General features: G+C 74.8%; 24 protein-coding genes. 10 read left to right on the forward strand and 14 right to left on the reverse strand.

The window, feature by feature from the left end; all coding sequences use genetic code 11:
• Window positions 1-21: 21 nt before the first annotated feature.
• Window positions 22-957: a carbamate kinase gene (arcC, locus tag Q0858_RS08685; protein WP_299052794.1), complete on the reverse strand. Its 936-nt coding sequence runs from the start codon at window positions 955-957 to the stop codon at window positions 22-24.
• A 102-nt stretch (window positions 958-1059) separates the two neighbouring features.
• On the reverse strand, window positions 1060-1395 hold the full coding sequence (locus Q0858_RS08690) for a hypothetical protein (RefSeq protein ID WP_299052797.1): 336 nt from the start codon (window positions 1393-1395) through the stop codon (window positions 1060-1062).
• Window positions 1396-1457: 62 nt separating this feature from the next.
• Between Q0858_RS08690 and Q0858_RS08695 the strand changes: the two genes are divergently transcribed.
• On the forward strand, window positions 1458-2384 hold the full coding sequence (locus Q0858_RS08695) for an SMP-30/gluconolactonase/LRE family protein (RefSeq protein WP_299052800.1): 927 nt from the start codon (window positions 1458-1460) through the stop codon (window positions 2382-2384).
• A gap of 170 nt (window positions 2385-2554) precedes the next feature.
• On the opposite strand, the gene Q0858_RS08700 is transcribed toward Q0858_RS08695, so the two are convergent.
• From Q0858_RS08700 to Q0858_RS08710, 3 genes are read right to left on the reverse strand one after another with little or no spacing between them, the layout of a single operon-like run.
• The gene (locus Q0858_RS08700) at window positions 2555-3235 is read right to left on the reverse strand and encodes an NAD(P)H-binding protein (protein WP_299052801.1); all 681 of its coding nucleotides are present in this window, start codon (window positions 3233-3235) and stop codon (window positions 2555-2557) included.
• The gene (locus Q0858_RS08705; RefSeq protein WP_299052804.1) at window positions 3232-5154 is read right to left on the reverse strand and encodes a hydantoinase B/oxoprolinase family protein; all 1923 of its coding nucleotides are present in this window, start codon (window positions 5152-5154) and stop codon (window positions 3232-3234) included. Before Q0858_RS08705 ends, Q0858_RS08700 begins: the two co-directional genes overlap by 4 nt.
• On the reverse strand, window positions 5151-7256 hold the full coding sequence (locus Q0858_RS08710; RefSeq protein WP_299052807.1) for a hydantoinase/oxoprolinase family protein: 2106 nt from the start codon (window positions 7254-7256) through the stop codon (window positions 5151-5153). Before Q0858_RS08710 ends, Q0858_RS08705 begins: the two co-directional genes overlap by 4 nt.
• A gap of 195 nt (window positions 7257-7451) precedes the next feature.
• Between Q0858_RS08710 and Q0858_RS08715 the strand changes: the two genes are divergently transcribed.
• Both Q0858_RS08715 and Q0858_RS08720 read left to right on the forward strand, forming a co-directional pair.
• Window positions 7452-7685 (forward strand): superinfection immunity protein, encoded by a 234-nt coding sequence (locus tag Q0858_RS08715; protein WP_299052810.1) that lies wholly within the window; start codon window positions 7452-7454, stop codon window positions 7683-7685.
• Between the two features lie 14 nt (window positions 7686-7699).
• Window positions 7700-8278 (forward strand): 2'-5' RNA ligase family protein, encoded by a 579-nt coding sequence (locus tag Q0858_RS08720; protein ID WP_299052813.1) that lies wholly within the window; start codon window positions 7700-7702, stop codon window positions 8276-8278.
• Here the strand turns inward: Q0858_RS08720 and Q0858_RS08725 are convergent.
• From Q0858_RS08725 to Q0858_RS08755, 7 genes are all read right to left on the reverse strand, one after another.
• Window positions 8269-9672 (reverse strand): amidase family protein, encoded by a 1404-nt coding sequence (locus Q0858_RS08725; RefSeq protein WP_299052816.1) that lies wholly within the window; start codon window positions 9670-9672, stop codon window positions 8269-8271. The genes Q0858_RS08720 and Q0858_RS08725 overlap by 10 nt on opposite strands.
• Window positions 9669-10295 (reverse strand): carbon monoxide dehydrogenase subunit G, encoded by a 627-nt coding sequence (locus Q0858_RS08730; RefSeq protein ID WP_299052818.1) that lies wholly within the window; start codon window positions 10293-10295, stop codon window positions 9669-9671. Before Q0858_RS08730 ends, Q0858_RS08725 begins: the two co-directional genes overlap by 4 nt.
• A gap of 13 nt (window positions 10296-10308) precedes the next feature.
• The gene (cutA, locus tag Q0858_RS08735; RefSeq protein WP_299052821.1) at window positions 10309-12687 is read right to left on the reverse strand and encodes an aerobic carbon-monoxide dehydrogenase large subunit; all 2379 of its coding nucleotides are present in this window, start codon (window positions 12685-12687) and stop codon (window positions 10309-10311) included.
• Complete coding sequence (locus Q0858_RS08740; protein WP_299052822.1) at window positions 12684-13205, reverse strand: (2Fe-2S)-binding protein; 522 nt, start codon at window positions 13203-13205, stop codon at window positions 12684-12686. Before Q0858_RS08740 ends, cutA begins: the two co-directional genes overlap by 4 nt.
• Complete coding sequence (locus Q0858_RS08745; RefSeq protein ID WP_299052825.1) at window positions 13202-14035, reverse strand: FAD binding domain-containing protein; 834 nt, start codon at window positions 14033-14035, stop codon at window positions 13202-13204. Before Q0858_RS08745 ends, Q0858_RS08740 begins: the two co-directional genes overlap by 4 nt.
• Window positions 14032-15390 (reverse strand): solute carrier family 23 protein, encoded by a 1359-nt coding sequence (locus Q0858_RS08750; RefSeq protein WP_299052827.1) that lies wholly within the window; start codon window positions 15388-15390, stop codon window positions 14032-14034. Before Q0858_RS08750 ends, Q0858_RS08745 begins: the two co-directional genes overlap by 4 nt.
• 254 nt (window positions 15391-15644) lie before the next feature.
• A complete protein-coding gene (locus Q0858_RS08755) occupies window positions 15645-16937 on the reverse strand; it encodes a PucR family transcriptional regulator (RefSeq protein ID WP_299052832.1) in 1293 nt (430 codons plus the stop codon).
• 106 nt (window positions 16938-17043) lie between these two features.
• On the opposite strand from Q0858_RS08755, the gene Q0858_RS08760 reads away from it, so the two are divergent.
• Genes Q0858_RS08760 through Q0858_RS08785 form a run of 6 tightly spaced genes read left to right on the forward strand, consistent with a single transcriptional unit; the run spans window position 17044 to window position 22790 of the window.
• On the forward strand, window positions 17044-17730 hold the full coding sequence (locus Q0858_RS08760) for a DUF2877 domain-containing protein (RefSeq protein WP_299052834.1): 687 nt from the start codon (window positions 17044-17046) through the stop codon (window positions 17728-17730).
• Complete coding sequence (locus Q0858_RS08765) at window positions 17727-19190, forward strand: FdrA family protein (RefSeq protein ID WP_299052835.1); 1464 nt, start codon at window positions 17727-17729, stop codon at window positions 19188-19190. The genes Q0858_RS08760 and Q0858_RS08765 overlap by 4 nt, the downstream gene beginning before the upstream one ends.
• Complete coding sequence (locus Q0858_RS08770; RefSeq protein WP_299052837.1) at window positions 19187-20581, forward strand: DUF1116 domain-containing protein; 1395 nt, start codon at window positions 19187-19189, stop codon at window positions 20579-20581. The genes Q0858_RS08765 and Q0858_RS08770 overlap by 4 nt, the downstream gene beginning before the upstream one ends.
• Before the next feature lie 51 nt (window positions 20582-20632).
• Window positions 20633-21193: a sigma-70 family RNA polymerase sigma factor gene (locus Q0858_RS08775; RefSeq protein ID WP_299052840.1), complete on the forward strand. Its 561-nt coding sequence runs from the start codon at window positions 20633-20635 to the stop codon at window positions 21191-21193.
• Window positions 21190-22053 (forward strand): hypothetical protein, encoded by an 864-nt coding sequence (locus Q0858_RS08780; protein ID WP_299052842.1) that lies wholly within the window; start codon window positions 21190-21192, stop codon window positions 22051-22053. The genes Q0858_RS08775 and Q0858_RS08780 overlap by 4 nt, the downstream gene beginning before the upstream one ends.
• Window positions 22054-22073: 20 nt before the next feature.
• A complete protein-coding gene (locus tag Q0858_RS08785) occupies window positions 22074-22790 on the forward strand; it encodes a 2-C-methyl-D-erythritol 4-phosphate cytidylyltransferase (protein WP_299052844.1) in 717 nt (238 codons plus the stop codon).
• Here Q0858_RS08785 and Q0858_RS08790 read toward each other — a convergent pair.
• Window positions 22776-23378 carry a 2-C-methyl-D-erythritol 4-phosphate cytidylyltransferase gene (locus Q0858_RS08790; protein WP_299052846.1) on the reverse strand — a complete coding sequence of 201 codons (603 nt, stop codon included), beginning with the start codon at window positions 23376-23378 and terminating at the stop codon, window positions 22776-22778. The two genes, Q0858_RS08785 and Q0858_RS08790, sit on opposite strands and share 15 nt — an antisense overlap.
• A 53-nt stretch (window positions 23379-23431) precedes the next feature.
• A complete protein-coding gene (locus Q0858_RS08795) occupies window positions 23432-23917 on the reverse strand; it encodes a CarD family transcriptional regulator (protein WP_299052848.1) in 486 nt (161 codons plus the stop codon).
• A gap of 248 nt (window positions 23918-24165) precedes the next feature.
• Between Q0858_RS08795 and Q0858_RS08800 the strand changes: the two genes are divergently transcribed.
• Window positions 24166-25368 carry a UbiA family prenyltransferase gene (locus tag Q0858_RS08800; protein WP_299052850.1) on the forward strand — a complete coding sequence of 401 codons (1203 nt, stop codon included), beginning with the start codon at window positions 24166-24168 and terminating at the stop codon, window positions 25366-25368.

The raw sequence follows: 25368 nt of genomic DNA on the forward strand, positions 1-25368 counted from the left end.
TGGTTCGTCAGGTCGTGCAGGTCAGGCGCGGACGACGACCGTCCCGGCCTCGCCGTGGGCGGCGTCCACGAGGTGGTCGAGGTCGGTGATGACGGCGCGGCTGCCGCCGGCCTCGACGAAGCGGCAGGCGGCCTCGACCTTCGGGCCCATCGACCCGGCGGCGAACTCGCCGGCCGCGGCGTGGTCGCGCAGCTCGGCGACGGTGACGGTGTGCAGGTCGCGGGCGTCGGGGGTGCCGTAGCCGAGGACGGCGTACGGGACGTCGGTGCCGATCACGAGGACGTCGGCGCCCACGGTGCGACCGAGCAGGGCGGCGCCGAGGTCCTTGTCGATGACGGCCTCGACGCCGGTGACGGACCCGTCCTCGCCGCGGACGACGGGGATCCCGCCGCCGCCGTTGGCGACGACGACGTACCCGGCGTCGATCAGCGCGGCCGCGGCCGGGGCGTCGAGCACCTCGAGCGGCTCCGGCGAGGCGACGACGCGGCGCCACCCCTTCTCGCCGCGGTCCTCCCAGGTCTCGCCGTGCTCGACGAGCGCCCGCGCCTGGTCGGCGGGCAGGTAGCGGCCCACCGGCTTGGTCGGACGTCCGAACCCGGGGTCGTCGCCGTCGACGAGGGTGCGGGTGACGAGGGCGGCGACCGGGCGTCGTACGGCGTGGCGGGCGAGGGCGGCCTCGAGGGCGCAGGTCAGGACGAAGCCGAGGGTGGCCTGGGTCTGGGCGCCGCACCAGTCCAGCGGGACCGGCGGGACGACGTGCGCGGCGAGGGCGTTCTTGACCAGCAGGTTGCCGACCTGCGGGCCGTTGCCGTGGGTGAGGACGACGTCCACCCCGGCCGCCACGAGCGCGGCGACGGACTCGGTCGCGCGGGTGGCGGCGGCGACCTGGTCCTCCGGGCGCGCGCTGCCGTCGGGGCCCGTCATGGCGTTGCCGCCGAGTGCCACCAAGACCCGCATGCGCCGAACCTAGTGATCCCGGACACGTCGGGTCGTCGTGGTGGCTGACGACGAGGAGGCCGATCCGTCGTCAGGTTGTGCCAACGCCGCCGAGGCGACCGGTCAGCCCGGGGGCGCCGGCACGAGGGACGCGCCCCCGTGACCGACCTCGTAGCGCAGGTGCGCCGGACCCTCGCCCGGGGGCAGCAGGATGCTGGCCCCCTGCAGGCCGTCCTGCACGCCGACCCCGATGTGGACCGCACGGTCGGCCGGCACCTCGACGTGGACCTGGCCCCAGTAGACGAGGTACTGCCTGCCGTCGACGAACAGGCCGGGCGCGACGCGCGCCCGCAGGGGGGTCCCCCCGAGCACCGCGGTCACCTCGAGGTGGACGGTGAGGATGCGCTTCGGGCCCTGGTGGAACTCGACGTACGGGATGACGCCCGTCGGGGTGCTCATGGCCGGAGTCTTCCCTGGCCGGGGCCCTGTCACACCCGGCCCGGCGCTGCCAGGATGCGGAGATGACGCAGACCGCCGACCGTCCCGTCCGCACCGTCGTGAGCGGCATGTCCTTCACGGAGTGTCCGCGGTGGCGCCCCGACGAGGACGACGGCGCGGGGCGACTGTGGTTCGCGGACTTCTACACCCACGCCTACTACTCCGTGCGGGAGGACGGCTCCGACCTGCGCACCGAGATCGAGGTGCCCGGCCAGCCGTCCGGGATCGGGTGGCTGCCCGACGGTCGGGCCGTCTTCGTGTCGATGCGGGACGCCGCGGTGATGCGGCGCGAGCACGACGGGTCGGTCGTCGTCCACGCCGACGTGTCGGGTCACGTCGGCGGCCACCCCAACGACATGGTCGTCGACGCCGACGGCCGCTGCTGGCTCGGCGACTTCGGGTTCGACCTCATGGGCGGCGCCGACCTGGCGACCACCGGCCTGCTGCGCGTCGACCCCGACGGGACCGTCACCTCCGTGGCCGAGGACCTGTGGTTCCCCAACGGCAGCGTGATCACCGACGACGGCGCGACGCTGCTGGTGGACGAGACCTTCGGCAACCGCGTCAGCGCCTTCGACATCGGCGCCGACGGCACCCTCGGGCCGCGCCGCGACTGGGCGGTGTTTGGCCCCGTGCCGACCGAGCGCGCGGTGGGGGCGGCGATCGGCCAGCTCGCCGTCGCCCCGGACGGCTGCGGCCTCGACGCCGAGGGCTGCCTCTGGGTCGCGGACGCCGTCGGCGGCCGGGCGATCCGCGTCCGGGAGGGCGGCGAGGTCGTCGACAGCGTCTCCCCCGGCACCGGCGTCTACGCCTGCATGCTCGGCGGCGCCGACGGCCGCACCCTGTTCCTCTGCTGCGCCCCCGACTTCGACGAGCACGCCCGCAGCGCCGCCCGCGAGGGCGAGATCCGGGCCGTCACCGTCGACGTCCCGCACGGCGGGCGTCCCTGAGTCATCCGCGTGGGCCCGGGTCGGGCGGACCGTCACCCGGGGCCGACTTCCCAGGGTGAGTGGTGAACCCGGCACTTCCCGCACCGAATTTCGCGCGGTAGGTGACGACGTCACTGCCTACCCTGGGAAGTCGGCCGGAGGCAACGACCCCACCCGCCCCACCCCTCGCGTCAGCGGCCGAGGAGCCCGTCGAGGACGCGGGTGCCGACGGGGAGGCCGTGGGTGTCGTAGTACGCGAACATCGCGCGCAGCCACGAGGCCTCGCGCGGCTCGAGGGCGGACAGGTCGGGCTCGCCGCGGCGGGCGGTGACCCCGGCCTCCCCGGCGAGCTCGGCGACGGTCGCGACCCGCGAGGCCAGCTCGTACGTCGCGCCGACGTGGCCGTCCTCGGTCAGCACCACCGCGGCCGCCTCCCCCACCTCGGCGAGGTCGGCGAAGCCGAAGACCGCGTGGACGTCGTACGGCACGACCACGTCGGCGGTCAGGTCGAGGTTCTGGGCGTAGGCGCCGGGCTGCAGCACGGTCCACGCGAGGCCGGAGCGGCGGACGAGGTCCTCGGCGGCCGCCTTGCCGACGTGGTGCGGCATCGCCGGCGCGTACGGCGACGCCACCGAGTGGTAGGCGACGCGGCGCACGCCCGCGGCCCGCAGGCCGTCGAGCGCCGCGGCGACGTACCGCGGCTCGGCGGGGTGCAGGTTCGGCGTGACGACGTACGCCGCGTCGCAGCCCGCGGCGTCCTCGGCGAGGACCGCCGACCGGCCGAGCGCGACGACCTCCGCGCCGCGACGCTCCAACGCGGCGCCGACCGCCCGGCCGGTCTTGCCCCGGCCCGCGAGGACGGCGATCCTCACAAGACGTCGACGGCGGCGTGCGTCGCCCCCGCCGCGAGGCGCGCGTAGCCCGGCCCGCGATCGAAGAACGCCTCGCCCGGCCCCGCGCGACCGGCGCGCTCGGCGGCGGTCGCGTCGGCGTCGTACGCGAGGTCGCCCCCCTCGGACGACCCGGTCAGCACGACGCCGTACGACGCCAGCGCGGCCTCGGGCGAGACCTTCTGCCACACCACGTCACGGACGACGGACGCCGGGTCGCGCTGCAGCGGGTCGCCCCAGCCGCCCCCGCCGGTGGTGCGGATCCGGATGACCTCCCCGGCCTTCACGGGCTCGGCGTCGGCGAGGGCGTCGACCTCCCGCTCGGCGGGTCCGCCCGGGTCGATCACGACCTCGAACGGCGACCCGGCCAGGCCACCCTTGACGCCCCAGCAGGCGAGGATCGAGCGGTCGGCGATGGACATGAAGTGGCCGTCCTTGAGCATCCGGACGTGCTTCTCGTAGCCGAGGCCGCCGCGGAACTGCCCGGCGCCGCCGGAGTCCTTCGCCAGCCTCAGCGCCTCGACGCGGAAGGGGAAGCGGGCCTCGGTGAACTCGGTCGGCAGGTTCCGCGAGTCGGGGACGACGTGGATGGTGTCCTCGCCGTCGGCGTAGTAGCGCCCGCCGGAGCCGCCGCCCAGGACCTCGCGCATGAGGTACGGCCGACCGTCGTGGTCCTCGCCGTACACGCCGGTGTAGCGGATCGTCTCCTGGTCGGCCGGCATCCTCCCGTCGACCGCCTTCGCGACGACGCCGGCGAGGACGCCGAGCAGGCGGAGGATGACGAAGGTGCGGGCGTTGGTCGGCGCCGGGAAGACCGGCGTCAGCAGCGTCCCGGGCTCGGGGAACCGCAGCTCGAGCAGCGGGACGACGCCCTCGTTGACGTCGAGCTCGGCCATGCGCTCCGGGGTGTCCGCGAGGTTGCGCAGGATGGGCGCGAGCCACTTCGCGAGGAAGACGCCGTCGCTGTAGTCGCCGCAGTGGTTGATCGGCCCCTTCGCCTGCGGCGACGTGCCGTCGAAGTCGAGGACCAGCCGCTCACCGCCCGGGTCGTCGTCCGGCGTGCGGGTGAGCGTGATCCGCTGGGTGTGCAGCTGGGGCTCGTCGACGCCGTCGTGCTCGGCGTAGTCCTCCCAGGTCCAGGACCCGACGGGGATCTTGGACAGGATCTCGCGCCGGTAGGTGCGGGTGGAGCCGTCGATGATCGCGTCGAAGCAGGCCTCGACGGCGTCGGTGCCGTACCGGTCGAACAGCTCACCGAGGCGGCGCGCGCCCATGAGGCAGGCGGAGCACTCGGCGTCGAGGTCGGCGGCGAGCGACTCCGGCATCCGGGAGTTGCGGGTCATGATCGTCAGCGCGGCCCGGTTGGGGACGCCGGCGTCCCACAGCCGGATCGGGGGCACCATCAGACCCTCGGAGAAGACGCTGGTCGCACCGGACGGCATGGAGCCGGGGACGGCGCCGCCGATGTCGTCGTGGTGGCCGAAGGCCTGCACGAACGCGACGACCCTCCGCTCCCCCTCCGCGCCGCTGAAGACGGGGACCGTCACGCAGAGGTCCGGCAGGTGCCCGATGCCGCCCTCGGAGCGGTAGACGTCGTTGTGGAAGAAGACGTCCCCCTCGCGCATCTCGGCGATCGGGAAGTCGCGGGCGACGGGGTGGACGAGCGCGGAGTACGAGCGGCCGGTGAGCTTGCGCAGCAGCCGGTCGTGGATGCCGGCGCGGAAGTCGTGGGCGTCGCGGATCATCGGGCTGCGGCTGGTCCGCGCGATCGCGGTCTCGACCTCCCGCTCGACCGCGGCCAGGCTGCCCTGGACGATCTCGGTCAGCACCGGGTCGGCGCTCGCGCCGTGGTCGTCGGTGAGGAACCCGAACGGGAACTGGGTCGGTGCGCGGCGGCTCATGCGGGTGCGCCCTCTCGCTCGATGCTCTGTCGTTCGATGACCAGGTTCTTGAAGGCGTCCACCCGGGCGGTGAAGCCGGGGTGCAGCGGCACGGTCGAGCCGAACTCCTCGATGATCGCGGGGCCCACCACGGTCGTGCCGGGGGTGAGGTCGGTGCGCCAGAGGACCGGGGTGTCGACGTACCCGTCGGCGGCCTCGAAGCAGACCGGACGGCGCCCGGTCTCGACGGGCTCACCCGGCGCGAGGTCGTACGACGCGATCTCGGGCCGCTGGATCGGCCCGATGCCGGAGACCCGCAGGTTGACCCACTCGACCTGCTGGCTCGGGTCGTGGGCGAAGTCGTAGCCGTACAGGCCCCGGTGGGCGGCGTGGAACGCGTCGGCGACCCCGGCGAGCGCGGCCTCGTCGAGCTCGTCGGGCAGCGGGACCGGCACCCGGACCTCGAAGGCCTGGCCGAAGTAGCGCAGGTCCGCGGTGCACTGGTGCACCCGGACGTCGGGGGCGAACCCCTCCTTCTCGAGCGCCTCGTCGGCGCGGGCGACCAGCCCCGCGTACGCCGTGGCCAGCGTCGTCGCGTCGAGGTCGTCGGCGAGCGCCACGTGGGTCTGGACGACGTCGTTGCGGACGTCGACGGTCAGCAGCCCGAAGGCCGAGACGTTGCCGGGGTCGGGCGGGACCAGGACGGTGGGGAGGCGGAGGACGTCCATGAGGCGGCACAGCAGCAGCGACCCGGACCCGCCGAAGGTGACGAGGGTGAAGTCGCGGACGTCGAGGCCTCGCTTGACGGTGACCTCCCGCAGGGCGTTGGCCTGATTCCACGCGGAGATCTCGAGGACGCCGGTCGCGGCGGCCTCCGGGGTGATCCCCAGGTCGCCGGCGAGCTTGTCGAGGCCGGTGCGGGCGGCGTCGACGTCCAGACCGATCTCGCCGCCGAGCAGGTGGGGAGGGATCCGGCCGAGGGCGACGTGGGCGTCGGTGATCGTGACGTCGGCGCCGCCCTTGCCGTAGCAGAGCGGACCGGGGTCGGCGCCGGCCGAGTGCGGGCCCACCTTGAGCGTGCCCTCGGGGCTGAGCCAGGCGATCGAGCCGCCGCCCGCCCCGACGGTGACCACGTCGATCATCGGGATCTTCGACGGGAACGCGCCCACCGAGCCCTCGGTGGTGAGCGTCGGGTCACCGTCCACGACGACGGAGACGTCGGTCGACGTCCCGCCGCCGTCCGAGGTGAGGACCTTGTCGAACCCCGCCGTGCGGGCGATCAGCGCGGCGCCGAGCGCGCCGGCGGCGGGGCCGGACAGGACGGTGGTGATCGGCTGGTGCACGACCTCCTCCGCGCTGAGCACGCCGCCGTTGGACTTCATCACGTAGAAGGGGACGGCCCGCCCCGCATAGCTCCCGAGGCGCTTGGAGATGGTGCGGACGTAGCGGCTCAGGCGCGGCTTCACGGCGGCGTCGACGAGGGTGGTCATGGCGCGCTCGTACTCGCGGTACTCCCGCAGCACCTCGCTGCTCACCGACACCACGGCGTCCGGGTGCTCCTCGGCGAGGACCGCCCGCATCGCCTCCTCGTGGGCGTCGTTGGCGTAGGAGTGCAGGAAGCAGACGCCGAGGGTGTCGATGCCCTGGTCGCGGAACCAGCGCGCCGTACGCCGCGCCCCGGCCTCGTCGAACGGACGCACCTCGGCACCGGTGTGGTCGAGGCGGCCGCCGACCTCCCGGACCAGGTCGCGGGGCACGATCCGCGGCGGCTTCACCCAGAAGTACGAGTTCCCGTAGCCGTCCGGCACCGACTGCCGCGCGATCTCGAGCATCGCGCCGTACCCCTCGGTGGTGAGGAAGCCGAGCCGGTCGACCTTGCCCTCGAGGAGCTGGTTGGTCGCGACGGTGGTGCCGTGGCTGACCGCGGCGATCGGGCTGCCGTCACCGGGCGGGAGCCCGAGGATGCCCAGGACCTTCTCGATGCCGGCCATGAACCCGTCCGCCGGGTTGCTCGGTGTCGACGGCGTCTTGGTGGTGACCAGCTCCCCGCTCGCCTCGTCCAGGGCCACGACGTCGGTGAACGTCCCGCCCGTGTCGATCCCGATCCTGATGCGTCGCGCCATGGCCACGATCCAACTAGCCGGGCGGGCCGGGGCCTATGTCAGAGGTTGCCGACCAGACCGGCGATCCCTGCCAACCTCTGCCAGCGCATCCGGAGGTCGAGGTGCGACGAGCTCTGGCGAGGAGCCACGAGACCCGGTGAGCCGCAGCTCGGCCGACCTCCGCCCCACCACCGCCCGCTCGCTACGCTCGGCGCCATGAGCAACTTCGTGACAGACCAGCGCAACCGGCCCGTCAGCGCGTTCGTCGCGGTGCTCGTCGCCCTGCTGACCGGCGGATACATGCTGCCGTGGGCCGTCGCCGCGCTGCGCGGGAAGTCGAACCACTGGACGATCTTCTGGATCAACCTGCTGGCCGGCTGGACCATCATCGGCTGGGTCATCGCGCTCGTCATGTCGTTCAGCGCCCACAAGCCGGCCGGCCGCTTCTAGCCGTACGACGGCCGGTGGCCGCCTCGTCGATCGACCTCGGTCTGGACGACGCGCTCGACGCGGAGATCCGTCGGCAGTGGCTGTTGCTGGCCGACGCCGGGTTGCCGAGCCTCGCTGAGCACCCGGGGGTGTCGAACGCCCCGCACGTCACGCTCGCGCAACGGCGACGCCTGCCCCCGCCCGACGCCGTACGCCGGGCCGCGGCGCGGCTGCCGGTCCCGCTGACGCTGACGGGCCTGCTGGTGCTGCCGACCCGGCGGGGGCTCGTCCTCGCCCGGGCGGTCACCGCGGACGACGCGCTGCTGGCGCTGCACGCCGAGGTGGTCGGCCTGGTCGACGCGGCGTCCGACCGCGAGCCGTGGCCGCCGGCCGCGCACACCGCGCCGGGCGCGTGGACGCCGCACGTCACCCTCGCCGTCGGACTCGAGCCCGACCAGGTCGCCCGGGCCCTCGACGTCCTCCCGCTCGGCGTGCTCTCCGGTGAGGGCACCACGCTGCGTCACTGGGACGCCCGCGCGCAGGAGCTGACCGTGCTGGTTCCTGACGTTTCGACCCTGGATCGGCCGGGATCCGGGTCAGGACGTCAGGACTGAGCCGCCAGGGTCTCCAGCGCCGCCGCGCACTCGAGCAGGAACCGGTCGCGGCCGTGGGCGGCGACGAGCTGGAGACCGACGGGGAGGCCGTCGGCGGTGCGGCCGTAGGGCACCGAGATGGCGGGGCAGCCGGTGACGGTGATGAGGTACGCCGCCCGCATCCAGTCCAGGTAGCTCTCCGTCGGCTCGCCGTTGATGGCGGTCGGGTACTCCACCTCCGCCGGGAACGGCGGCACCTGCGAGGCCGGCAGGACCAGCAGGTCGTGGTCCACGAAGAACGCCCGCATGCGGTGGGCCAGCGTCGTGCGGCCGGCGTACGCGCGGGCGACGTCGGCGCCGGTCAGCGACTCCCCCGCCCGGATGTTGTCGGCCAGCGAGGCCTTGAACGCGTCCGGGTGGGCCGCGAGGCGCTCGGCGAACGTCGCCTGGAAGTGCCAGGCCCGCAGGGTCCGGAAGACGTCCTCCCCCTCCCGGAGGTCGGGGACGTCGCCGGAGACCTCGGCGCCCGCGGCGACGAGGGTGTCGGCCGACGAGGTCACGATCGAGGCGACCTCCCGGTCGCAGGCGAAGGCCCCACCGAGGTCCGGGGTGACCGCGATCCGCAGCCCGGACAGCGAGCCCGACAGCGGCGGCGCGTACGACGACCCGGCGTCACCGAGGGCCTGCGGGGCGCGGGCGTCCGGCCCGGCCATCACCGACAGCAGCAGCGCGACGTCGTCGACGGTGCGGCCCATCGGCCCGCCGGTCGACGTGGTCTCCCAGTGGTTCGCGGCGGGCCACTGCGGCACCCGGCCGAGCGTCGGGCGCAGCCCCACGACACCACAGAACGACGCCGGGTTGCGCAGCGAGCCGCCCATGTCGGAGCCGTCCGCGAGCGGGACCATCCCCGACGCCAGCGCGCTGGCCGCGCCCCCGCTCGAGCCACCGGCGGAACGGGAGGTGTCGTGCGGGTTCAGCGTGGTCCCGAAGACCCGGTTGAAGGTGTGGGAGCCCGCGGCGAACTCCGGCACGTTCGTCTTCCCGACCACCACGACGCCGGCCCGCCGTACCCGCTCGACGATCAGCTCGTCGGCGGCGGGGACGTGGTCGGCGTACAGCACGGAGCCGTACGTCGTGCGCCACCCGGCGACCTCGTGGGTGTCCTTGAACGCGAACGGCAGCCCGTGCAGCGGTCCCACCTCCGCGCCCGAGGCGAGGGCCTCGTCGGCCGCGGCCGCGCCCTCGCGGGCGCGCTCGGGGTCGAGGGACACGATCGCGTTCAGCTCGGGGTTGCGCGCCCCGATCCGGTCCAGGTGGAGGTCGAGCAGCTCCCGGGCGCTGATCTGCTTCGCCCGGACGGCGGCCGCCTGGGCGCGGGCGGTGGAGTCGGGGGTCAGGTCCGCCTGCCGCGTCACGAGCGGCGCCCGAAGACCCCGCCGAGGACGACGCCCAGCGCGACCAGGCCGGCGCCGACCGCGACGCCGCGGAGGAAGTCGGTGGGGGACGACGCCGCGGCCGGGGCGCCGTACACCGGGCCGGAGGCGGCAGCCGCGGGCGCACCCTCCTGCTCGACCACCTCCTTCACGACCACGTCGGTCGGAGGCGTCTCGATGGCCTTCGCGACGTTGCCGAAGAACTCCCCGGCCATCCGCTTCGAGACGCTGGAGAGCATCCGCTGCCCCACCCCGCCGACCATGCCGCCGACGGTCGCGTCGGCGTCGTACGCGATGCGGGTGCGGCCGCCGAGGTCCTCGAAGCGGACGGCGACGGTCGCGTCGACCGTGCCGGGCGCACCGGCGCCGGTCAGCCGCATGGTGAGCGAGTCGTGGGGCGCGAGCTCGGACAGCGCGCACGACCCGTCGTACGTGCCCTTGATCGCGGCGACGCCGGCGGTGACGGTCATGTCGTAGGCGTGCTCGCCCGTCGACTCCAGCCGCGAGCAGCCGGGGATGGCCGCGACCAGGACCCGCGGGTCGAGGATCGCGTCCCACACCACCTGCGGCGGGTGGGCGACGTCGTTCGCGCCGGAGATCTTCATGCGGCGGTGCTCCTCAGGACTGCGCCAGTCGCAGCTCGAAGAGCTCCGACGGCGAGATGGGCATGGCGGTGATCGGGAAGCCCTCGGCGTCCTCGATGGCGGCGGCGAAGACGGCGGCGGACGGGATGACCCCGGCCTCGCCGGCGCCCTTGATGCCGAGCGGGTTGAGCGGCGAGGGGGTCTCGAGGTGGTCGACGTCGATGCCGTCGGGGACCTCGCTGACGTAGGGCATGAGGAAGTCCATGAACGACGCGTTCAGCAGCTGCCCGGACTCGTCGTACGCCATCCGCTCGTAGAGCGCCCCGCCCACGCCCTGCGCGACGCCGCCGTGGATCTGGCCCTCGACGATCATCGGGTTGATCAGCGTGCCGCAGTCGTGGACGACGGCGTACTGGACGATCCGGATCTCCGCGGTGTCCGGGTCGGTCTCGACGATCACGGCGTGCATGCCGGACGCGAACGTCGCCCGCTCGGGCGAGTAGAAGTCGCGGCCCTCGAGCCCCGGCTCGTCGTCCTCGGCGACCGGCGGCTTGCCCGGGTCGCCGACCTGGAACTGGGTCGCCCGCTTCGAGGCCTCGTCGAAGGCGTAGCGCAGCGGGTTCGACAGCACCGAGATCGTCCCGAGGTCGAGGCTCACCTCCGGGGCGCCCTTCACGGACACGACCCCGTCGACGATCTGCAGGTCGTCCTCGGACGCCTCGAGGGCGTCGGCGGCGATCCGCAGCGCCTTCTCCCGCGCCCGCCTGGCGGCGAGGTGGATCGCCGACCCGCTCATCACCGCGGCGCGGGAGGCGAACGTGCCGACGGCGTACGGCATCCGGCGGGTGTCGCCCGTGACCACCTCGACGTCGGAGAAGCGACAGCCGAGCTCGTCGGCGACGAGCTGCGCGAAGACGGTCTGGTGGCCCTGCCCCTGGCTGGTCAGCCCGGTCGCGACCTTCACCTTGCCGGTGGTCTCGACGTGCACGTGCGCGCCCTCGTACGGACCCACGCCGGTGCCCTCGACGTAGCAGGCGAGGCCGATGCCGAGCTTCCGTCCCTCGGCGGCCGCCGCGGCCTTCCTCGCGGGGAACGAGTCCCAGTCGACGAGCGCCTTGATCTTGTCGAGCATCTCCGGGTAGTTGCCGGAGTCGTACGTCAGCGGGCGGCCGTCCTGGAAGACCAGGTGGTGCTCGTAGGGGAACTCGTCGGGCTGGATCAGGTTGACCCGGCGGACCTCGGTGCGGTCCTTCCCGAGGTACGCCGCGATCGCGTCCATCGTGCGCTCCATCGCGTAGCAGCCCTGCGGACGCCCGGCGCCGCGGTACGGCGTGACGATGACGGTGTTCGTGTAGAGCGAGTGGAAGACGACCCGGTAGGCGCCCGGCTTGTACGGCCCGAGCAGCTGGGTCGAGGTGATGATCGGGACGATCAGCCCGTACGGCGTGTACGCGCCGTGGTCGTGCCAGAACTCGACGTCGAGCCCGAGCAGGCGGCCCTCGTCGTCGAAGCCGACCTCGACGTGCTGGACCTGGGCGCGCTCGTGGGCGGAGGAGATGAAGTGCTCGCGGCGGTCCTCGGTGAACTTCACCGGCCGCCCGAGCGCACGGGCGGCGTACGGGACGAGGAGCTCCTCGGGCCACGGGTGGTTGATCTTCACGCCGAAGCCGCCGCCGACGTCGGGGGTGATGACGTCGACCTGGCCGAGGTCCAGGCCGAGCTTGACCGCCACGGCGGCGCGGACGCCGGTGGAGGACTGGGTGGAGGTCCACACCTGCAGCCGGTCCAGCGCCGGCTCCCAGCGGGCCACGGTGCCGCGGCCCTCCAGCGGCATGCAGGCGCTGCGCTCGATGTCGAGGTCGAGGCTGAGCCGGTGCGGGGCGGCCGCGACGGCGGCGGGCGCGTCGCCGGTCTGCTGCTCGAGGCGGGCCCCGAGGTTGCCGGGCACGTCGTCGTGGACCAGGCGGTCGGCGCGCCGGGCGGCGTCGATGCCGACGACGGCCGGCAGGACGTCGTACGTCACCCTCACCTTGCCGACGGCGTCCTCGGCGACGTAGCGGTCGGTCGCGACGATGAACGCGACGGCCTCGCCGACGTAGTTCACCTCGTCCTTGGCCAGGGCGTACTGCGTGCGGCCGTGGGTGAGCGCCGGGTGCGGGATGAGCAGCGGCAGCGGGTCGGCCATCGGGCCGGTGAGGTCGTCGTGGGTGAACACGGCGTGGACGCCCTCGACGTCGAGGACGGCGTCGACGTCGATGTCGACGATCCGGGCGTGCGCGTGGGGCGAGCGGACGACGGCGGCGTGCAGCAGGCCCGGCCCGACGTCGAGGTCGTCGGCGTACGCTCCCTGGCCGCGGAGCAGCCGGTCGTCCTCGACGCGCTGGACGCCCTGGCCCATGAGCTTGGTGGTCATGGGCGCTCCTGCCCCTCGCGCCGGAGCACGGCCGCGCGCTCCACGGCGGCGACGATGTTCTGGTAGCCGGTGCAGCGGCAGAGGTTGCCGCCGATCATCTCCCGGGCCTCCTCGTGGCTGGGGTCGGGGTTCTCCTCCAGCCCGGCGGTGATCGTGGTGAGGAAGCCGGGGGTGCAGAAGCCGCACTGCAGGCCGTGGCACTCGCGGAACGCCTGCTGCACCGGGCCCAGCGACCCGTCGGGGTGCGTGAGCCCCTCGACGGTCGTGATGTCGACCTCGACGGCCGCCACCGCGAACATGAGGCAGGCGCGGGCGGGCCGGCCGTCGACGAGGACGGTGCAGGCGCCGCAGACGCCGTGCTCGCAGCCGACGTGGGTGCCGGTCATCCCCAGGTCGTGGCGCAGCGCGTCGCTGAGCAGCCGTCGCGCCGGGACCCGCAGGTCGTGGACGACGCCGTTGACGCGCAGGCGGACGTCGTACAGGTCCTCGCCGGTCTGCTGGTCGGTCGAGAGGGTCATGCGGCTCCCTGTCTGGACTGGCGGTGCTCGTGGGCCTCGCGCAGCACGCGGGCGGTGAGGACGCGGACGAGCTGGGCCCGGTACGCCGCGGAGGCGTGGACGTCGCCCCCCGGGGCGAGGTGGGCCAGCGCCGCCTCGCCGGCGTCGGCCGGGTCCACCCCGGTGACGTCGACGACGGTCGGCACGTCGTTCACCGACAGGTACCCGACGCGGGCCGCGGTGGCGTCCACGTGGGCGGCGACGCCGACCATCGCGTAGTCGCCGTGGCGGCGGGCGATCTCGGCGAACCCGACACCGGCGTCGTCCGCGAGCGCCGGGAACCACGCGGAGGTCGCGACCTCGTCGGGGGCCAGCGAGGACTCCAGCAGGCCGAGGAACAGGTCGGCGGCCGCGATCGTGCGGCGGCCCGAGCCGCCCACGACGTCCACGCTGCCGCCGAGGACGGCGAGCACGACGGGCATCTCCGCCGCGGCGTCGGCGTGCACGATCGACCCCACCGTGGTGCCGCGGTTGCGGATCGTCGGGTGCGCCACGTGCGACAGGGCGGCGCTCACCAGCGGCTGCACCCGTCGGACGTCGGCGCTGGCGAGGACGTCGGCGTGCCGCACCATCGCGCCCACCCGGACCCCCTCGGCGTCCACGGCCAGGGTGTCGAGGCCCTCGACCGCCGAGACGTCGACGATCGTCGCCGGCCCTGCCAGGCGCATCGTGAGCAGCGGCACCAGGCTCTGCCCACCCGCCATCACCTTCGCGTCCGGCTCGGAGGCCAGCAGCGCGACGGCCTCGTCGAGCGTGCGCGGGCGGTGGTAGGCGAAGGGGGCGGGCTTCATAGCGCCTTGGTCACCTCGCCGGACGTGCTGGACTTCCCGGTGCGGGCGAGGTGGAAGTAGAGGATGACCAGCAGGGTGCCGAACGCGATGCCGGACAGCTGGAAGTCGTCGGTGATCACCAGGGTCACGTTGCCGACGCCGACGATGATCCCGGCGGCGAGGCCGACGAGGTTGACGGGGTTGCCGAAGTCGACCCTGTTCTCGACCCAGATCTTGGCGCCCACCAGGCCGATCATCCCGTAGAGGACGACGGTGATGCCGCCGAGCACGCCGCCGGGGGTGGCGTTGACGATGGCGCCGAACTTCGGGCAGAGGCCGAGCAGGATCGCGACGGCCGCGGCGACGTAGTACGCCGCGGTCGAGTAGACCTTGGTGGCGCTCATGACGCCGATGTTCTCCGCGTACGTCGTCGTCGGGGAGCCGCCGAACGCGCTCGCGAACGCAGTGGCGAGGCCGTCCGCGCCGATGGCGCGGCCCATGTAGGGGTCGAGGTCCTCGCCGGTCATGTCAGCGACGGCCTTCACGTGACCGAGGTTCTCGGCGATGAGCGCGACCACGCCGGGGAGCACCAGCAGGACGAAGGTCAGCGAGACGCTCGGGCCGTGCACCACGGAGACGCCGTCCGCGAGGGTGCCGCTGGGCAGGCCGATCCAGTCGGCGGCGGCCACGCCGGAGAGGTCGACGCGGTCGTGCTCGACGGGGTCGGGGCCGGTCGGCAGCACCGAGGTGATCGGGCCGAAGATCCCGTCGAACGCCCACGACAGCAGGTAGCCGAAGATCAGGGACAGGAAGACGGCGATGCGGGACCAGAAGCCGGGCAGGAGCACGGCGCCGGCGACGAGGAACGTGGCGGTCAGCAGCGCCACCCACTGGTCCTGGGGCCAGTAGGTCTGGGCGACGACGGGCGCGAGGTTGAAGCCGATCAGCATGACCACGGCACCGGTCACCGCGGGCGGCAGGACCTTGTGGATGAGGCCGACGCCGGCGAAGTGCACGAGCACCCCGACCAGGGCCAGGACGACGCCCGCGACCATGATCGCGCCGGTGACGTCGGCGGAGTCTCCACCCTGCAGCCGGATCGCCGCGACGCCGCCGACGAACGCCGCCGACGTGCCGAGGTAGCTCGGCACCCTGTTCTGGCAGATCAGCAGGAACAGCACGGTGCAGATGCCGCTGAACATGATGGCCAGGTTCGCGTCGAGGCCCATGACGAGCGGGAAGACGAACGTCGCCCCGAACATCGCGACCACGTGCTGGGCGCCCAGACCGATGGTCTTGCCCCAGGGCAGCCGCTGACGCGGTCCGACCGCCTCGCCGGGGGCCGGGTCGACCACGTCCCACTTGAACATCGACATCGCGCGTCTGCCCTTCGCTCGTCCTCGGAGTCCGAGATTCCCGCCAACGTAGTGAGCCAGATCTCATGCCCTCGACGGCAGGGTCTGCCGAAGGATGAAGGGAGCGGTTGTCACTCCTTGCAGCGGGACCTCGCATCGCTGGTCGAGGTGCGACGAGCCCTGGCGAGGAGCCTCGAGACCCAGCGAGACGGACCTCGGTCGACCCACCGGGCTTCGAGGCTCGCTTCGCTCACACCTCACCCGGCGTTGGGCGGCTACGCCACCACGTCGAGGACACGGAGGGCGACGGCGACGTCGAGGCGGAGGTGGGGGTCGCCGGCGACGGGGCCGAGGATGCGCTCGAGCTTCGAGACCCGGTAGCGCATCGTGTTGTAGTGGAAGAACTGCTTCCGCGCCGCCTCGGCGACGTTGAAGTTGGTGTCGATGAGGACCTGGAGGGTCTCGCGCAGGTCGGCGGCCTCCTCCGTCCGCTCGGCCAGCGGCCCGAGGACGTCGGTGACGAACGACTCCAGCTCCCGGTGGTCCGGCACCAGCGCGATGAGCCGGTGCAGGCCGAGGCGGTCGAAGAACGCCAGCGCCCCGATGCCCTGCACCCGCCGGCCGACGTCGACCGCCCGCCGGGCCTGCAGGTAGGCCTCGGGCAGGTCGTCGACGGTCTCCGCGACCCGGCTGACCCCGACCGAGAAGGGACGACGCCCTCCCCCGCGGTCGCCGCGCACCGCCGTGACGGCCCGGCGCACGACGACCTCGCCCGGCAGCGCCTCCCCGTCACCGGCCGCCGCGCCGCCCGCCACGACGTCCACCGGCAGCAGCGTCACCACCTCGGAGGAGAAGTCGACGCTGGCGATGCCGTCGCCCTCCGCGCCGGCCACCTGGCGCCACGCGGCGGCGAACCGCTCCTGCCACTGCCGGCGGCGCGCACTCGAGACCGGCGGGTCGTCGTCCGGGCGGTCCAGCTGCGCGGAGACCACGACGACGGGACGGCGCAGGTCCCACCCGAAGCCCTCCGCGTGCTCGGCGACGTACGCCGCGTCGGACGTGCGGCGCAGCAGCAGGTCGCGCAGGAAGTCGCCCTGGTACTTGTTCTCGACGGCGGTCACCGCGGCCTCCCGGGTGATGAGCAGCGCCGCGACCGCGGCGGCGCGCTCCAGCGACTGCACGTCGTCGTGGCCGAACGGCCTCGTGGTCCGCACGCAGACCAGCCGCGCGAGGTCGGCGCCCCCGGCGCCCACCAGCATCAGGCGCGCCTCCCCGTCGACCACGGGCGTGCCCCGCGGCCCGATCCGCTCGACGCGCACGCGTCCGGTCGGGTCGAGCAGCTGGTGCTCGGCGAGCACGTCGCGCACCCGGTCGCTCACCGACGCCGCCCGCTCCCGACCGTCGGACGAGGTGACGATCACCGCGATGTCCAGCACCCGGCTGACCTCGGCGGCGATGCCCGCCAGGTCACCGCCCTCGAGGACGATCTGGGTCAGCGCCGTGTGCAGCGCGTCGATCCGCGCGATGGCCTCGGGTCCGGGCACCTCGCTGCCGTCCACGCCGCTCACCGGGGCGCCTTGGGGGCGTCGTCAGCAGGATCTGCCGACCCGTCGTCGATCCTTCGGCACAACCTCACATCGGCAGAGGCTATCGCTGCGCGTTAGCGTCGCCGGGATGCTCCCTGTCGCCGCCCCTCCCCGCGTCCGGGACCTGCTGCGCGCCGCCCCCGACGGTCCCGTCCCGGTGCTGCACCGCGGCCCGGTCGCGACGTACGTCGAGGTGTCCGGCCGCTGCGTCGGGCTGCTGTCCCGGGACGCCGTCGCCGTCCCGTGCGGGCTGCGCTCCGACCTGCCGCGGCTCGACCACCTCGCGCCGACCGCCGCGGTCCGCGGGGGCGAGCTCCACGTCGGCGGGCAGGCGCTGCGGATCGGCCGGCTCGTCGACGTCTCGGTGCCGCGGATCGACTCCCGCGCCCAGACCCCCGCCCCGCTCCCCCGGTCGCTGCGCGTCGGGCGCGGCGGCGGCCTCACGCCGTACGACGACGACGTGCTCGCGGGCTGGATCGTCACCCACCGTGCCGCCGGCGTCCCGACCGTGGACGTCGACGGCCTGGTGCGGGCGCTCTTCCGCCGCACCACCCTGCTGTCGGCGACGCTGCTCGACTGCGCCATGCACGGCGAGGCCCTGCCGCAGCTCGTCGACTGGCTCGCTGCCGCGGGCACCCCCGCGCAGGACGCGGCGACGCAGGCGCTGCTCGCCGTCGGCCACTCCTCGGGCCGCGGCCTGCTCCACGGCGCCACCACCGCCCTGGCCCACCTCGCTCCCGCGCGGAGCCCCCACCGGAACGGAACGGCGGCATGACCACCACCTCCCCCGGCCCCGTCACGACGGGCCGCACCCACGTCGAGCTGCGCCCCGGCGCGTACGCCGACTCCGTGGCGCTGCTGCAGGTCAGCCGCGCCGTCCAGGGACTCGGTGGGGTCGCGTCCGCCCAGGTCGCCATGGCCACCGGCCTCAACGTCGAGGTGCTCACCGGCATGGGCTTCACCGTCCCCGAGGGCGCCGGGCCGAACGACATGGTCGTCGCGCTGCGCCTCGACGAGGACGGCGACCTGGAGGCCGCCCTCGCGGGCGTCGCCGCCGCGCTCGCCGACGCCGGGCGCCGGGCGCCGTCGTCCACCGAGCTGGCCGCCCACCGCACCACCGCCGCCGCGCTGCGCGAGGTCACGCCCGGCGAGCGCGCGGTCGTCCTCGTCTCCGTCCCGGGCCCGAGCGCCGTCGTCGAGGCCGTCGACGCGATCGAGGCCGGGCACGACGTCATGGTCTTCAGCGACAACGTCCCGCTCGCCGACGAGGTCGCGCTGAAGCGTCTCGCCGCCGAGCGGGGGGTCCTGGTCATGGGGCCCGACTGCGGCACCGCCGTCGTCGACGGCGTCGGCCTGGGCTTCGCGAACGTCGTCGCCCCCGGGCCCGTCGGCCTCGTCGCCGCCTCCGGGACCGGCGCCCAGCAGGTGCTCGCGCTCCTCGACCACGCCGGGGTCGGCGTCACCCACGCGTACGGCGTCGGGGGCCGCGACCTGTCCGCGGAGGTCGGCGGGCTGGCCACCCGTAAGGCCCTGCGCCGGCTCGACGCCGCGGACGGCGTGGAGCGGGTGCTGCTCGTCTCCAAGCCCCCGGCCCCGGGGGTCGCGGACGAGGTCCGCGCCCTGGCCGAGGGTCTCGCCACCCCCGTCGCCACCGCGTTCCTCGGCGCCGGCCACCCCGACCTCACCGCCGCCACCGAGAGCCTCCTCGGCGACCTCGGCCGGGAGGTCCCGGACTGGCCCGTCGTCGGCACGACCCGACCCCGCGACCCCGCGCGGGGCGGCGCCGTCCGCGGCCTGTTCGTCGGCGGCACGCTCTGCACCGAGGCCCGCCTCGTCGTCGAGGACGCGCTCGGCACGGACGGCGGCCACACGTTCACCGACTTCGGCGACGACGAGTACACCTCCGGTCGCGCCCACCCGATGATCGACCCGACCCTGCGCACCGAGGAGGTCGTCCGTGCCGCGGCCGACCCGGCCGTCGGGGTGCTGCTGCTCGACGTCGTCCTCGGCCACGGCGCGGAGCCCGACCCCGCCGCGTCCCTGGCCCCGGTGCTCGCGGGCCTCGACGTCCCCGTCGTCGTCACCGTCGTCGGCACGGACGGCGACCCCCAGGGCCTCGCGGGCCAGGTGCGTGCGCTCGCGGACGCCGGCGCCGAGGTCCACCTGTCCAACGCGGGCGCCGCCCGCCGGGCCGCGCGCATCGCCGGCCAGACCGTCGAGGAGAACGCGCGATGAGGGTCGTCACCACCGGCACCGAGCTGCTCGCCGACGCCCTCGGGGCGCAGGCCGTCGCCACCGAGCGCGTCGACTGGCGCCCCCCGGTGACCGCGGCCGGCTCCGACGTGGTGACCGACCTCGCCCGCGTCGCTCTCGACCCCCGCCGCGCGGACGCCAACCGCCGCGCCGTCGACGCCGTCCTCGGCGTCACCGCCCACCTCGTGGACGTCGGCCCCGCCTCCGAGGTCCTCGGCCTCGAGCGCGGCGAGTTCCTCCACGCGGGCCCGCCGATCGACTGGGAGCGCGCCTCCGGCCCGCTGCGCGGCGCGCTCATGGGCGGCGCCGCGCTCGAGGGCCTCGTCGACGACCCGGAGGACGCCCCCGCGCTGTTCGCCGACGGCGGCTCCGTCAGCCTCGAGCCCTGCCACCACCGCGGCGCCGTCGGACCGATGGCCGGCGTCGTCACCCCGAGCATGTGGATGTGGGTGCTCGAGGACCTCGAGACCGGGCGTCGTACCCACTGCACCCTCAACGAGGGGCTCGGCAAGGTCCTGCGGTACGGCGCCTACGGCCCCGACGTCCTCACCCGCCTGCGGTGGATGGGCGACGTCCTCGGGCCGCTCCTGCGCTCCGCCGTACGACGGGTGCGCGACGCCGAGGGTCCGGTCGACGTCACCGGCATCCTCACCCAGATGCTGCAGATGGGCGACGAGGCCCACAACCGCAACCGCGCCGGCACGCTGATGACCCTGCGCGACCTCGGACCCGCCCTCGTCCACGCCGGCGAGGCGGGCGACGTCTCCGACGTCCTGCGGTTCGTCGGCGGCAACGACCACTTCTTCCTCAACCTCGCCATGCCGACCTGCAAGCTGGCGCTCGACGCCGCCCGCGGCATCGACGGCTCCACCATGGTCGTGGCGATGGCCCGCAACGGCACCGACTTCGGCATCCAGGTCGCCGGCACCGGCGACGAGTGGTTCACCGGGCCCGCGCAGGTCGCGGACGGGCTCTTCCTCGGCGACTACGGCCCGGACGACGCGAACCCCGACATCGGCGACTCCGCCATCACCGAGACCGCCGGCATCGGCGGGTTCGCGATGGCCACGGCCCCGGCGATCGTGCGGCTCGTCGGGGGCACCGTGCCCGACGCGCTGGCCACGACCCGGCGGATGCACGAGATCGCCCTCGCCGAGAACCCGCGCTGGACGGTCCCGGTCCTCGACTTCCAGGGCACCCCGACCGGCATCGACGTCACCCGGGTCTGCCGGACCGGGATCCTGCCGCAGATCAACACCGGCATGGCCGGCGCGGTGGCCGGTGTCGGCCAGGTCGGGGCCGGGCTCGTCACCCCGCCGGCGGAGATCTTCCCCGCCGCGCTGGCGCGGCTCGCGGAGCTGGCGGCCCGCTAGCCGTTCCGTCCCGGGTGACACACTCGGCGGGGAGGCGGACAGGTACCGGACATGACCCACCCGACGCCGAGCACGCCGGAGTCGCGCGAGACGCGGTTCCGTGCCGTCTTCGCCGCGACGTACCCCGACCTGCTGCGCTTCGCCCAGCGCCGCGTGCACCCCTCCCACGCGGAGGACGTCGTCGCCGACGCCTTCCTCGTCGCCTGGCGGCGCCTGGACGACGTCCCCGTCGACGTCGCCGACGCGAGGCCGTGGCTGTTCGGCGTCGTCCGCGCGACGCTGCTCAACGCCCGACGCGGCGACCGCCGCCGCGACGCGCTCGCCACGCGGATCGGTGACGGCGTACCCCTCGGGGCCTCGGACGACGCCGAGGTCGCCGCCGAGGTCGCCGCCCGCCTCGACCTGCAACGCGGCTGGGCCCGCCTCGACCCGGCCGAGCAGGAGGTCATCGCCCTGTCCGTCTGGGACGGCCTGACCTCCGCCCAGGCCGCGAGCGTCCTCGGCTGCACCGCCACGGCGTACCGCCTGCGCCTCTCGCGCGCCCGCCGCGCGCTACGACGCCACCTCGACCACCCCGCCCGCACGACCCTCCCCGAAGGAGCCCGGCCATGACCCGCAGCACCGACAGCCTCGAGCGCCTGGCCGACCTCGACCCCGCGGGTCCCCCGTCCGGCGCGGGGCTCGCCGACGCCGAACGCGCCCGCGCCGACGCCCTGTTGGGGCGCATCCTCGCGACCGACCCGGCGACCGACCCGGCGACCGCCGCGGCCCCCACGGACCCGCCCCGGCCGCGCCGCCGTACGCCGCGCCTGCTGCTCGCCGGCGGCGTCGTGGCTGCCGTCGCGGCGGCCGTCGTCGCCGTCCCGCTCGTCGTGGGCGGCGACGAGGCGTTCGCGGGCTGGTCGCCGGTCCCCGTCGAGCTCACCGGCGCCGAGCGCGACGCCGCGGTCACGGCGTGCAGCGTCCTGCAGACCGACGAGGGGGAGCTCGCCGCGTCGCCGGGGGCCGCGCCCCGGCCCCTGGTCGCCGAGGCCCGGGGCGGCTGGTCGTACGTGCAGTACCGGGTCGACGCCCGGGACGGCGGCAGGCTCGAGGCCACCTGCCTGATGCCCGACGAGGTGGTCGCCGACCCCGTCCCAGGTGCGGGCGGGTTCTTCGGCGGCCTCGGACCGGTCGAGGACGCGCTGGCCGCCCCGCGGCGCGGCGACGCCGTCCGCGAGGAGACCGCCGGGGTCGGCGAGGTCGACGACGGCGTCTTCGGCTACGCCTCGGGCCGGGTCGGCGACGACGTCGAGCGGCTCGTGGTCGACCTCGCGGACGGCCGCGAGGTCGAGGCCTCGGTCGAGGACGGACGCTGGGCGGCCTGGTGGCCCACCGGCGGGGACGGGTTCCGCGACACCTCGGTGACCGACGCCTGGACCTACACCGCGACCCTGCGGGACGGGACGGTCCTCGGGGCCGTCGACGGCTGAGGGCCTGCGAGGATCCGCCCATGACGACAGCCCTGCACGACGGCACCGGGACGGACGCCGGCGCCGCCGTCGTCGTGCTCGGCGCCGGGTCGGGCAGCCGCAGCGGGGCCGAGGTCAACAAGGTCCTGCTCCCCCTCGGCGGGGTGCCGGTCCTGACCCGCTCGGTCCTCGACGCGCTCGCCACCCGCGGGGTGGTCCGGGTGGTCGTGGTGGTCCGGGACGGCGAGTCCGGAGCGGTCGCCGACGCCCTGACCCCGCACCTGGGCGCGGACGCCTCGGTCGACGTCGTCGTCGGCGGCGACTCCCGACACGCCTCCGAGGAGCGCGCGCTGGCGGTCCTCGCCGACGACGTCGCCTCCGGCGCGGTCGACGTGGTCGCGATCCACGACGGCGCCCGACCGCTGGCCGGCAGCGCCCTGCTCACCCGCGTCCTCGACGCGGCCCGCCGTCACGGGGGCGCCGTGCCGGTGGTCCCGGCCCCGGCCGTCGTCAGCGTCGACGGCTCGCCCGTCCCGGACGGGCTCGTGGCCATGCAGACCCCCCAGGCGTTCCGGGCCGACGCCCTGCTGGCGGCCTACGACGCCGCGGCGACCAGCGGCCACCGCGCCACGGACACCGCCGGGACGGTCGCCGCCCACGGCCCGGACGACGTCGAGGTCGTCGCGGTCGACGGGGACCCGGCGAACCTCAAGATCACCTGGCCCGGCGACCTCGACGTCGCCTCACGCCTCGTCTGAGACCGGGACGGCGGCGGCGTCGGCCGCCGAGACGGCCTCGAGGACGCGCAGGTCGTCGGGGCCCGTCACGCGCCGGGCGACGGCCGGGGCCTCGAGCAGCACGGGCGTCGTCCGCTCCCGCAGCGACGCCACGAGCGCGACGACGTCGGCGGGCGGCCACCCGTCGTACGACGCGACGACGGAGGCGGGCAGCACCACCGGCGACGCCACCGCCACGAGGGCCTCGCGGTCCAGCAGCTCGCCGAGCCGCGGCGGATCACCCGGGCCGGAGGTCCGGACCGTGTCGGTGACCGGGCGGACGGCGACGACCGCGACGTCGTCGCGCCGGGCCACGGCCAGGCACTCGGCCAGGAACGCCGGCGGGGCCAGGGGGCAGAGCGCGTCGTGGAGCACCAGGTCCGCGCCGGCCTCCCGGACGTGCTCCCACGGGGTGCCGGCGTCGACCGCCCGCACCCCCGCCGCCTCCAGGGCGGCGGCGGCGCAGAAGACGAGCGCCTCGCCGTGGACGACGGCGTACGGGAGGCTGCCGCGGCCCTCGTCGAGCACGACGCCGAGCGCCGGCTCGACGTCGTCCTCCTCCCACGACACGACAGGGCCCCCGGGGTCGTCCCGGGGGCCCTGCTCGTGCGTGTGGGTGACGCTCAGGAGGCCAGCACCTCGTCGAGGATGCCCTCCGCCTTGTCCTCGTTCGTGCTCTCGGCGAGCGCGAGCTCGGAGACGAGGATCTGGCGCGCCTTCGCCAGCATGCGCTTCTCGCCCGCGGACAGGCCGCGGTCGCGCTCACGGCGCCAGAGGTCACGGACGACCTCGGCCACCTTCATGACGTCGCCGCTGTGCAGCTTCTCGAGGTTGGCCTTGTAACGACGCGACCAGTTGGTCGGCTCCTCGACCTGCGAGGCCCGCAGCACGTCGAAGACGCGGTCCAGGCCCTCCTTGTCGACGACGTCCCGCACGCCGACCAGGTCCAGGTTGCACGCAGGGACCCTCACCACGAGGTCCTGCTGGGAGACGATGCGGAGGACCAGGTACTGCCTGTCCTCCCCCTTGATGGTGCGGAACTCGATGTCCTCGATGACCGCAGCCCCGTGATTGGGGTACACAACCGTTTCGCCGACGGTGAATGTCATATGTACGTTTCCCCTTCCGAAGGACCCCCATCATAACACGGCGCCAGCGGAGCTTCCTCAACGTTTCCGCAGGTCAGAGGCCTAACCGGGTCTTGACAGACCGCGAGATCCGTGTTGTCGACAATCTCTGCAACGGGTGCGGGACGGCTCCGCGGAGGCGCCTCTCCAGGGTCCCACGGCGTCTCCGGAAGGGTCCGGATCAGGGGTTGCCCTCCCGCCGGGGGCCGGTTGCGCGGATACTGCCGCCCATGGGTGCAGAGCGTGACCGCGGAGGCGCGGGCGGCGACGGGGCGGGTGTGCCCGCGGCCGACCCGGCCGCCGCCACGAAGGCGGAGAGGAAGGCCGAGAAGCAGCGTCGCGCCGAGGAGCGCCGCCGCCGCTGGGCCCGCCCGGACCCGAGGGCGACGACGCCCGACGAGGCCGCGTCCGACTCCCCCGCCGACTCCCCGGCCGAGACCCCGACCACCGAGACCCCGACCGGAGACGACCGCGAGCTCGAGGTGACCCCCACCGGTTCGACCGCGGTGCTGACGCGCGACACCACGGACGACAGCCCGGCCACCAGCCCGGCCACCAGCCCGGCCACGGGCAAGGACGAGCGCGCGGAGAAGAGGGCACGCAAGCAGGCGCAGAAGCAGAAGAAGGCGGGGACCGCGGAGCAGGGCGCGGCGGACGACGCGGCCCCGACCACCGCGGCCCCGGTCGTCCCGGCCCGCGGGCCCGTCGCGCTGTGGCTGCTCCTCCTCGCCGCGCACCCGCGCCAGGCCGTCCTGACCGCGGCCGCGTTCGCCGGCACCGCCGCCCTCGCGGGCCGGCCGCCGGAGCAGGTCGGCCTGCTCGCGGCGATGGTCCTCGTCGGCCAGACGATGCTCGGCTGGCACAACGACCTCGTCGACCGGGACCGGGACGCCGTCGTCCTCGCCCGCCACCGCGACGCCGGGGAGACGCGGAGGCTGCGCCGCAAGCCCCTGGCCGAGGGACGCCTGGAGCCGGGCACGGTCTGGTACGCCTTCGCGATCGCCGCCCTCCTCCTCGTACCCCTGGGCGTCTCCAACGGCGTCACCGCCGGGGTGACGTACCTCGTCGTCGTGGCCATCGGCATGGTCGGCAACATCTCGCTGCGCCACGGCTGGTTCTCGCCGGTGCCGTGGGCGGCCTCGTTCGCGCTCTACCCCGCCGTCCTGTCGTACGCCGGCCCGATCGGCGGCCCCGAGGGCCTGGCGCCGAACCCGGCGCTGGTCGGCCTGGCGGCCGCGCTGGGCGTCACCGTGCACGTGCTGCGGTCCCTGCCGGGCCTGGTCGACGACAACCGCGACGGCCTGCGCCACCTGCCGCTGCGCATCGCGCTGAAGGTGGGCGCGCCCCGCCTCCTCGGCCTCGCCGCGGTCCTGGCCGCGGTCCTGGTCATCGCGCTGCTGACCGTGGCCTCGCAGCAGGGCCTCTACCGATGA

The sequence above is a fragment of the uncultured Nocardioides sp. genome (assembly GCF_947489365.1).
GTDB lineage: Bacteria > Actinomycetota > Actinomycetes > Propionibacteriales > Nocardioidaceae > Nocardioides.

Coding starts and splice junctions, on each gene's coding strand:
- arcC (WP_299052794.1), bottom strand. CDS start 957: ATGCGGGTCTTGGTGGCACTCGGCGGCAACGCCATGACGGGCCCCGAC.
- Q0858_RS08690 (WP_299052797.1), bottom strand. CDS start 1,395: ATGAGCACCCCGACGGGCGTCATCCCGTACGTCGAGTTCCACCAGGGC.
- Q0858_RS08695 (WP_299052800.1), top strand. CDS start 1,458: ATGACGCAGACCGCCGACCGTCCCGTCCGCACCGTCGTGAGCGGCATG.
- Q0858_RS08705 (WP_299052804.1), bottom strand. CDS start 5,154: ATGAGCCGCCGCGCACCGACCCAGTTCCCGTTCGGGTTCCTCACCGAC.
- Q0858_RS08710 (WP_299052807.1), bottom strand. CDS start 7,256: ATGGCGCGACGCATCAGGATCGGGATCGACACGGGCGGGACGTTCACC.
- Q0858_RS08715 (WP_299052810.1), top strand. CDS start 7,452: ATGAGCAACTTCGTGACAGACCAGCGCAACCGGCCCGTCAGCGCGTTC.
- Q0858_RS08730 (WP_299052818.1), bottom strand. CDS start 10,295: ATGAAGATCTCCGGCGCGAACGACGTCGCCCACCCGCCGCAGGTGGTG.
- cutA (WP_299052821.1), bottom strand. CDS start 12,687: ATGACCACCAAGCTCATGGGCCAGGGCGTCCAGCGCGTCGAGGACGAC.
- Q0858_RS08740 (WP_299052822.1), bottom strand. CDS start 13,205: ATGACCCTCTCGACCGACCAGCAGACCGGCGAGGACCTGTACGACGTC.
- Q0858_RS08745 (WP_299052825.1), bottom strand. CDS start 14,035: ATGAAGCCCGCCCCCTTCGCCTACCACCGCCCGCGCACGCTCGACGAG.
- Q0858_RS08750 (WP_299052827.1), bottom strand. CDS start 15,390: ATGTCGATGTTCAAGTGGGACGTGGTCGACCCGGCCCCCGGCGAGGCG.
- Q0858_RS08760 (WP_299052834.1), top strand. CDS start 17,044: ATGCTCCCTGTCGCCGCCCCTCCCCGCGTCCGGGACCTGCTGCGCGCC.
- Q0858_RS08765 (WP_299052835.1), top strand. CDS start 17,727: ATGACCACCACCTCCCCCGGCCCCGTCACGACGGGCCGCACCCACGTC.
- Q0858_RS08770 (WP_299052837.1), top strand. CDS start 19,187: ATGAGGGTCGTCACCACCGGCACCGAGCTGCTCGCCGACGCCCTCGGG.
- Q0858_RS08775 (WP_299052840.1), top strand. CDS start 20,633: ATGACCCACCCGACGCCGAGCACGCCGGAGTCGCGCGAGACGCGGTTC.
- Q0858_RS08780 (WP_299052842.1), top strand. CDS start 21,190: ATGACCCGCAGCACCGACAGCCTCGAGCGCCTGGCCGACCTCGACCCC.
- Q0858_RS08785 (WP_299052844.1), top strand. CDS start 22,074: ATGACGACAGCCCTGCACGACGGCACCGGGACGGACGCCGGCGCCGCC.
- Q0858_RS08795 (WP_299052848.1), bottom strand. CDS start 23,917: ATGACATTCACCGTCGGCGAAACGGTTGTGTACCCCAATCACGGGGCT.
- Q0858_RS08800 (WP_299052850.1), top strand. CDS start 24,166: ATGGGTGCAGAGCGTGACCGCGGAGGCGCGGGCGGCGACGGGGCGGGT.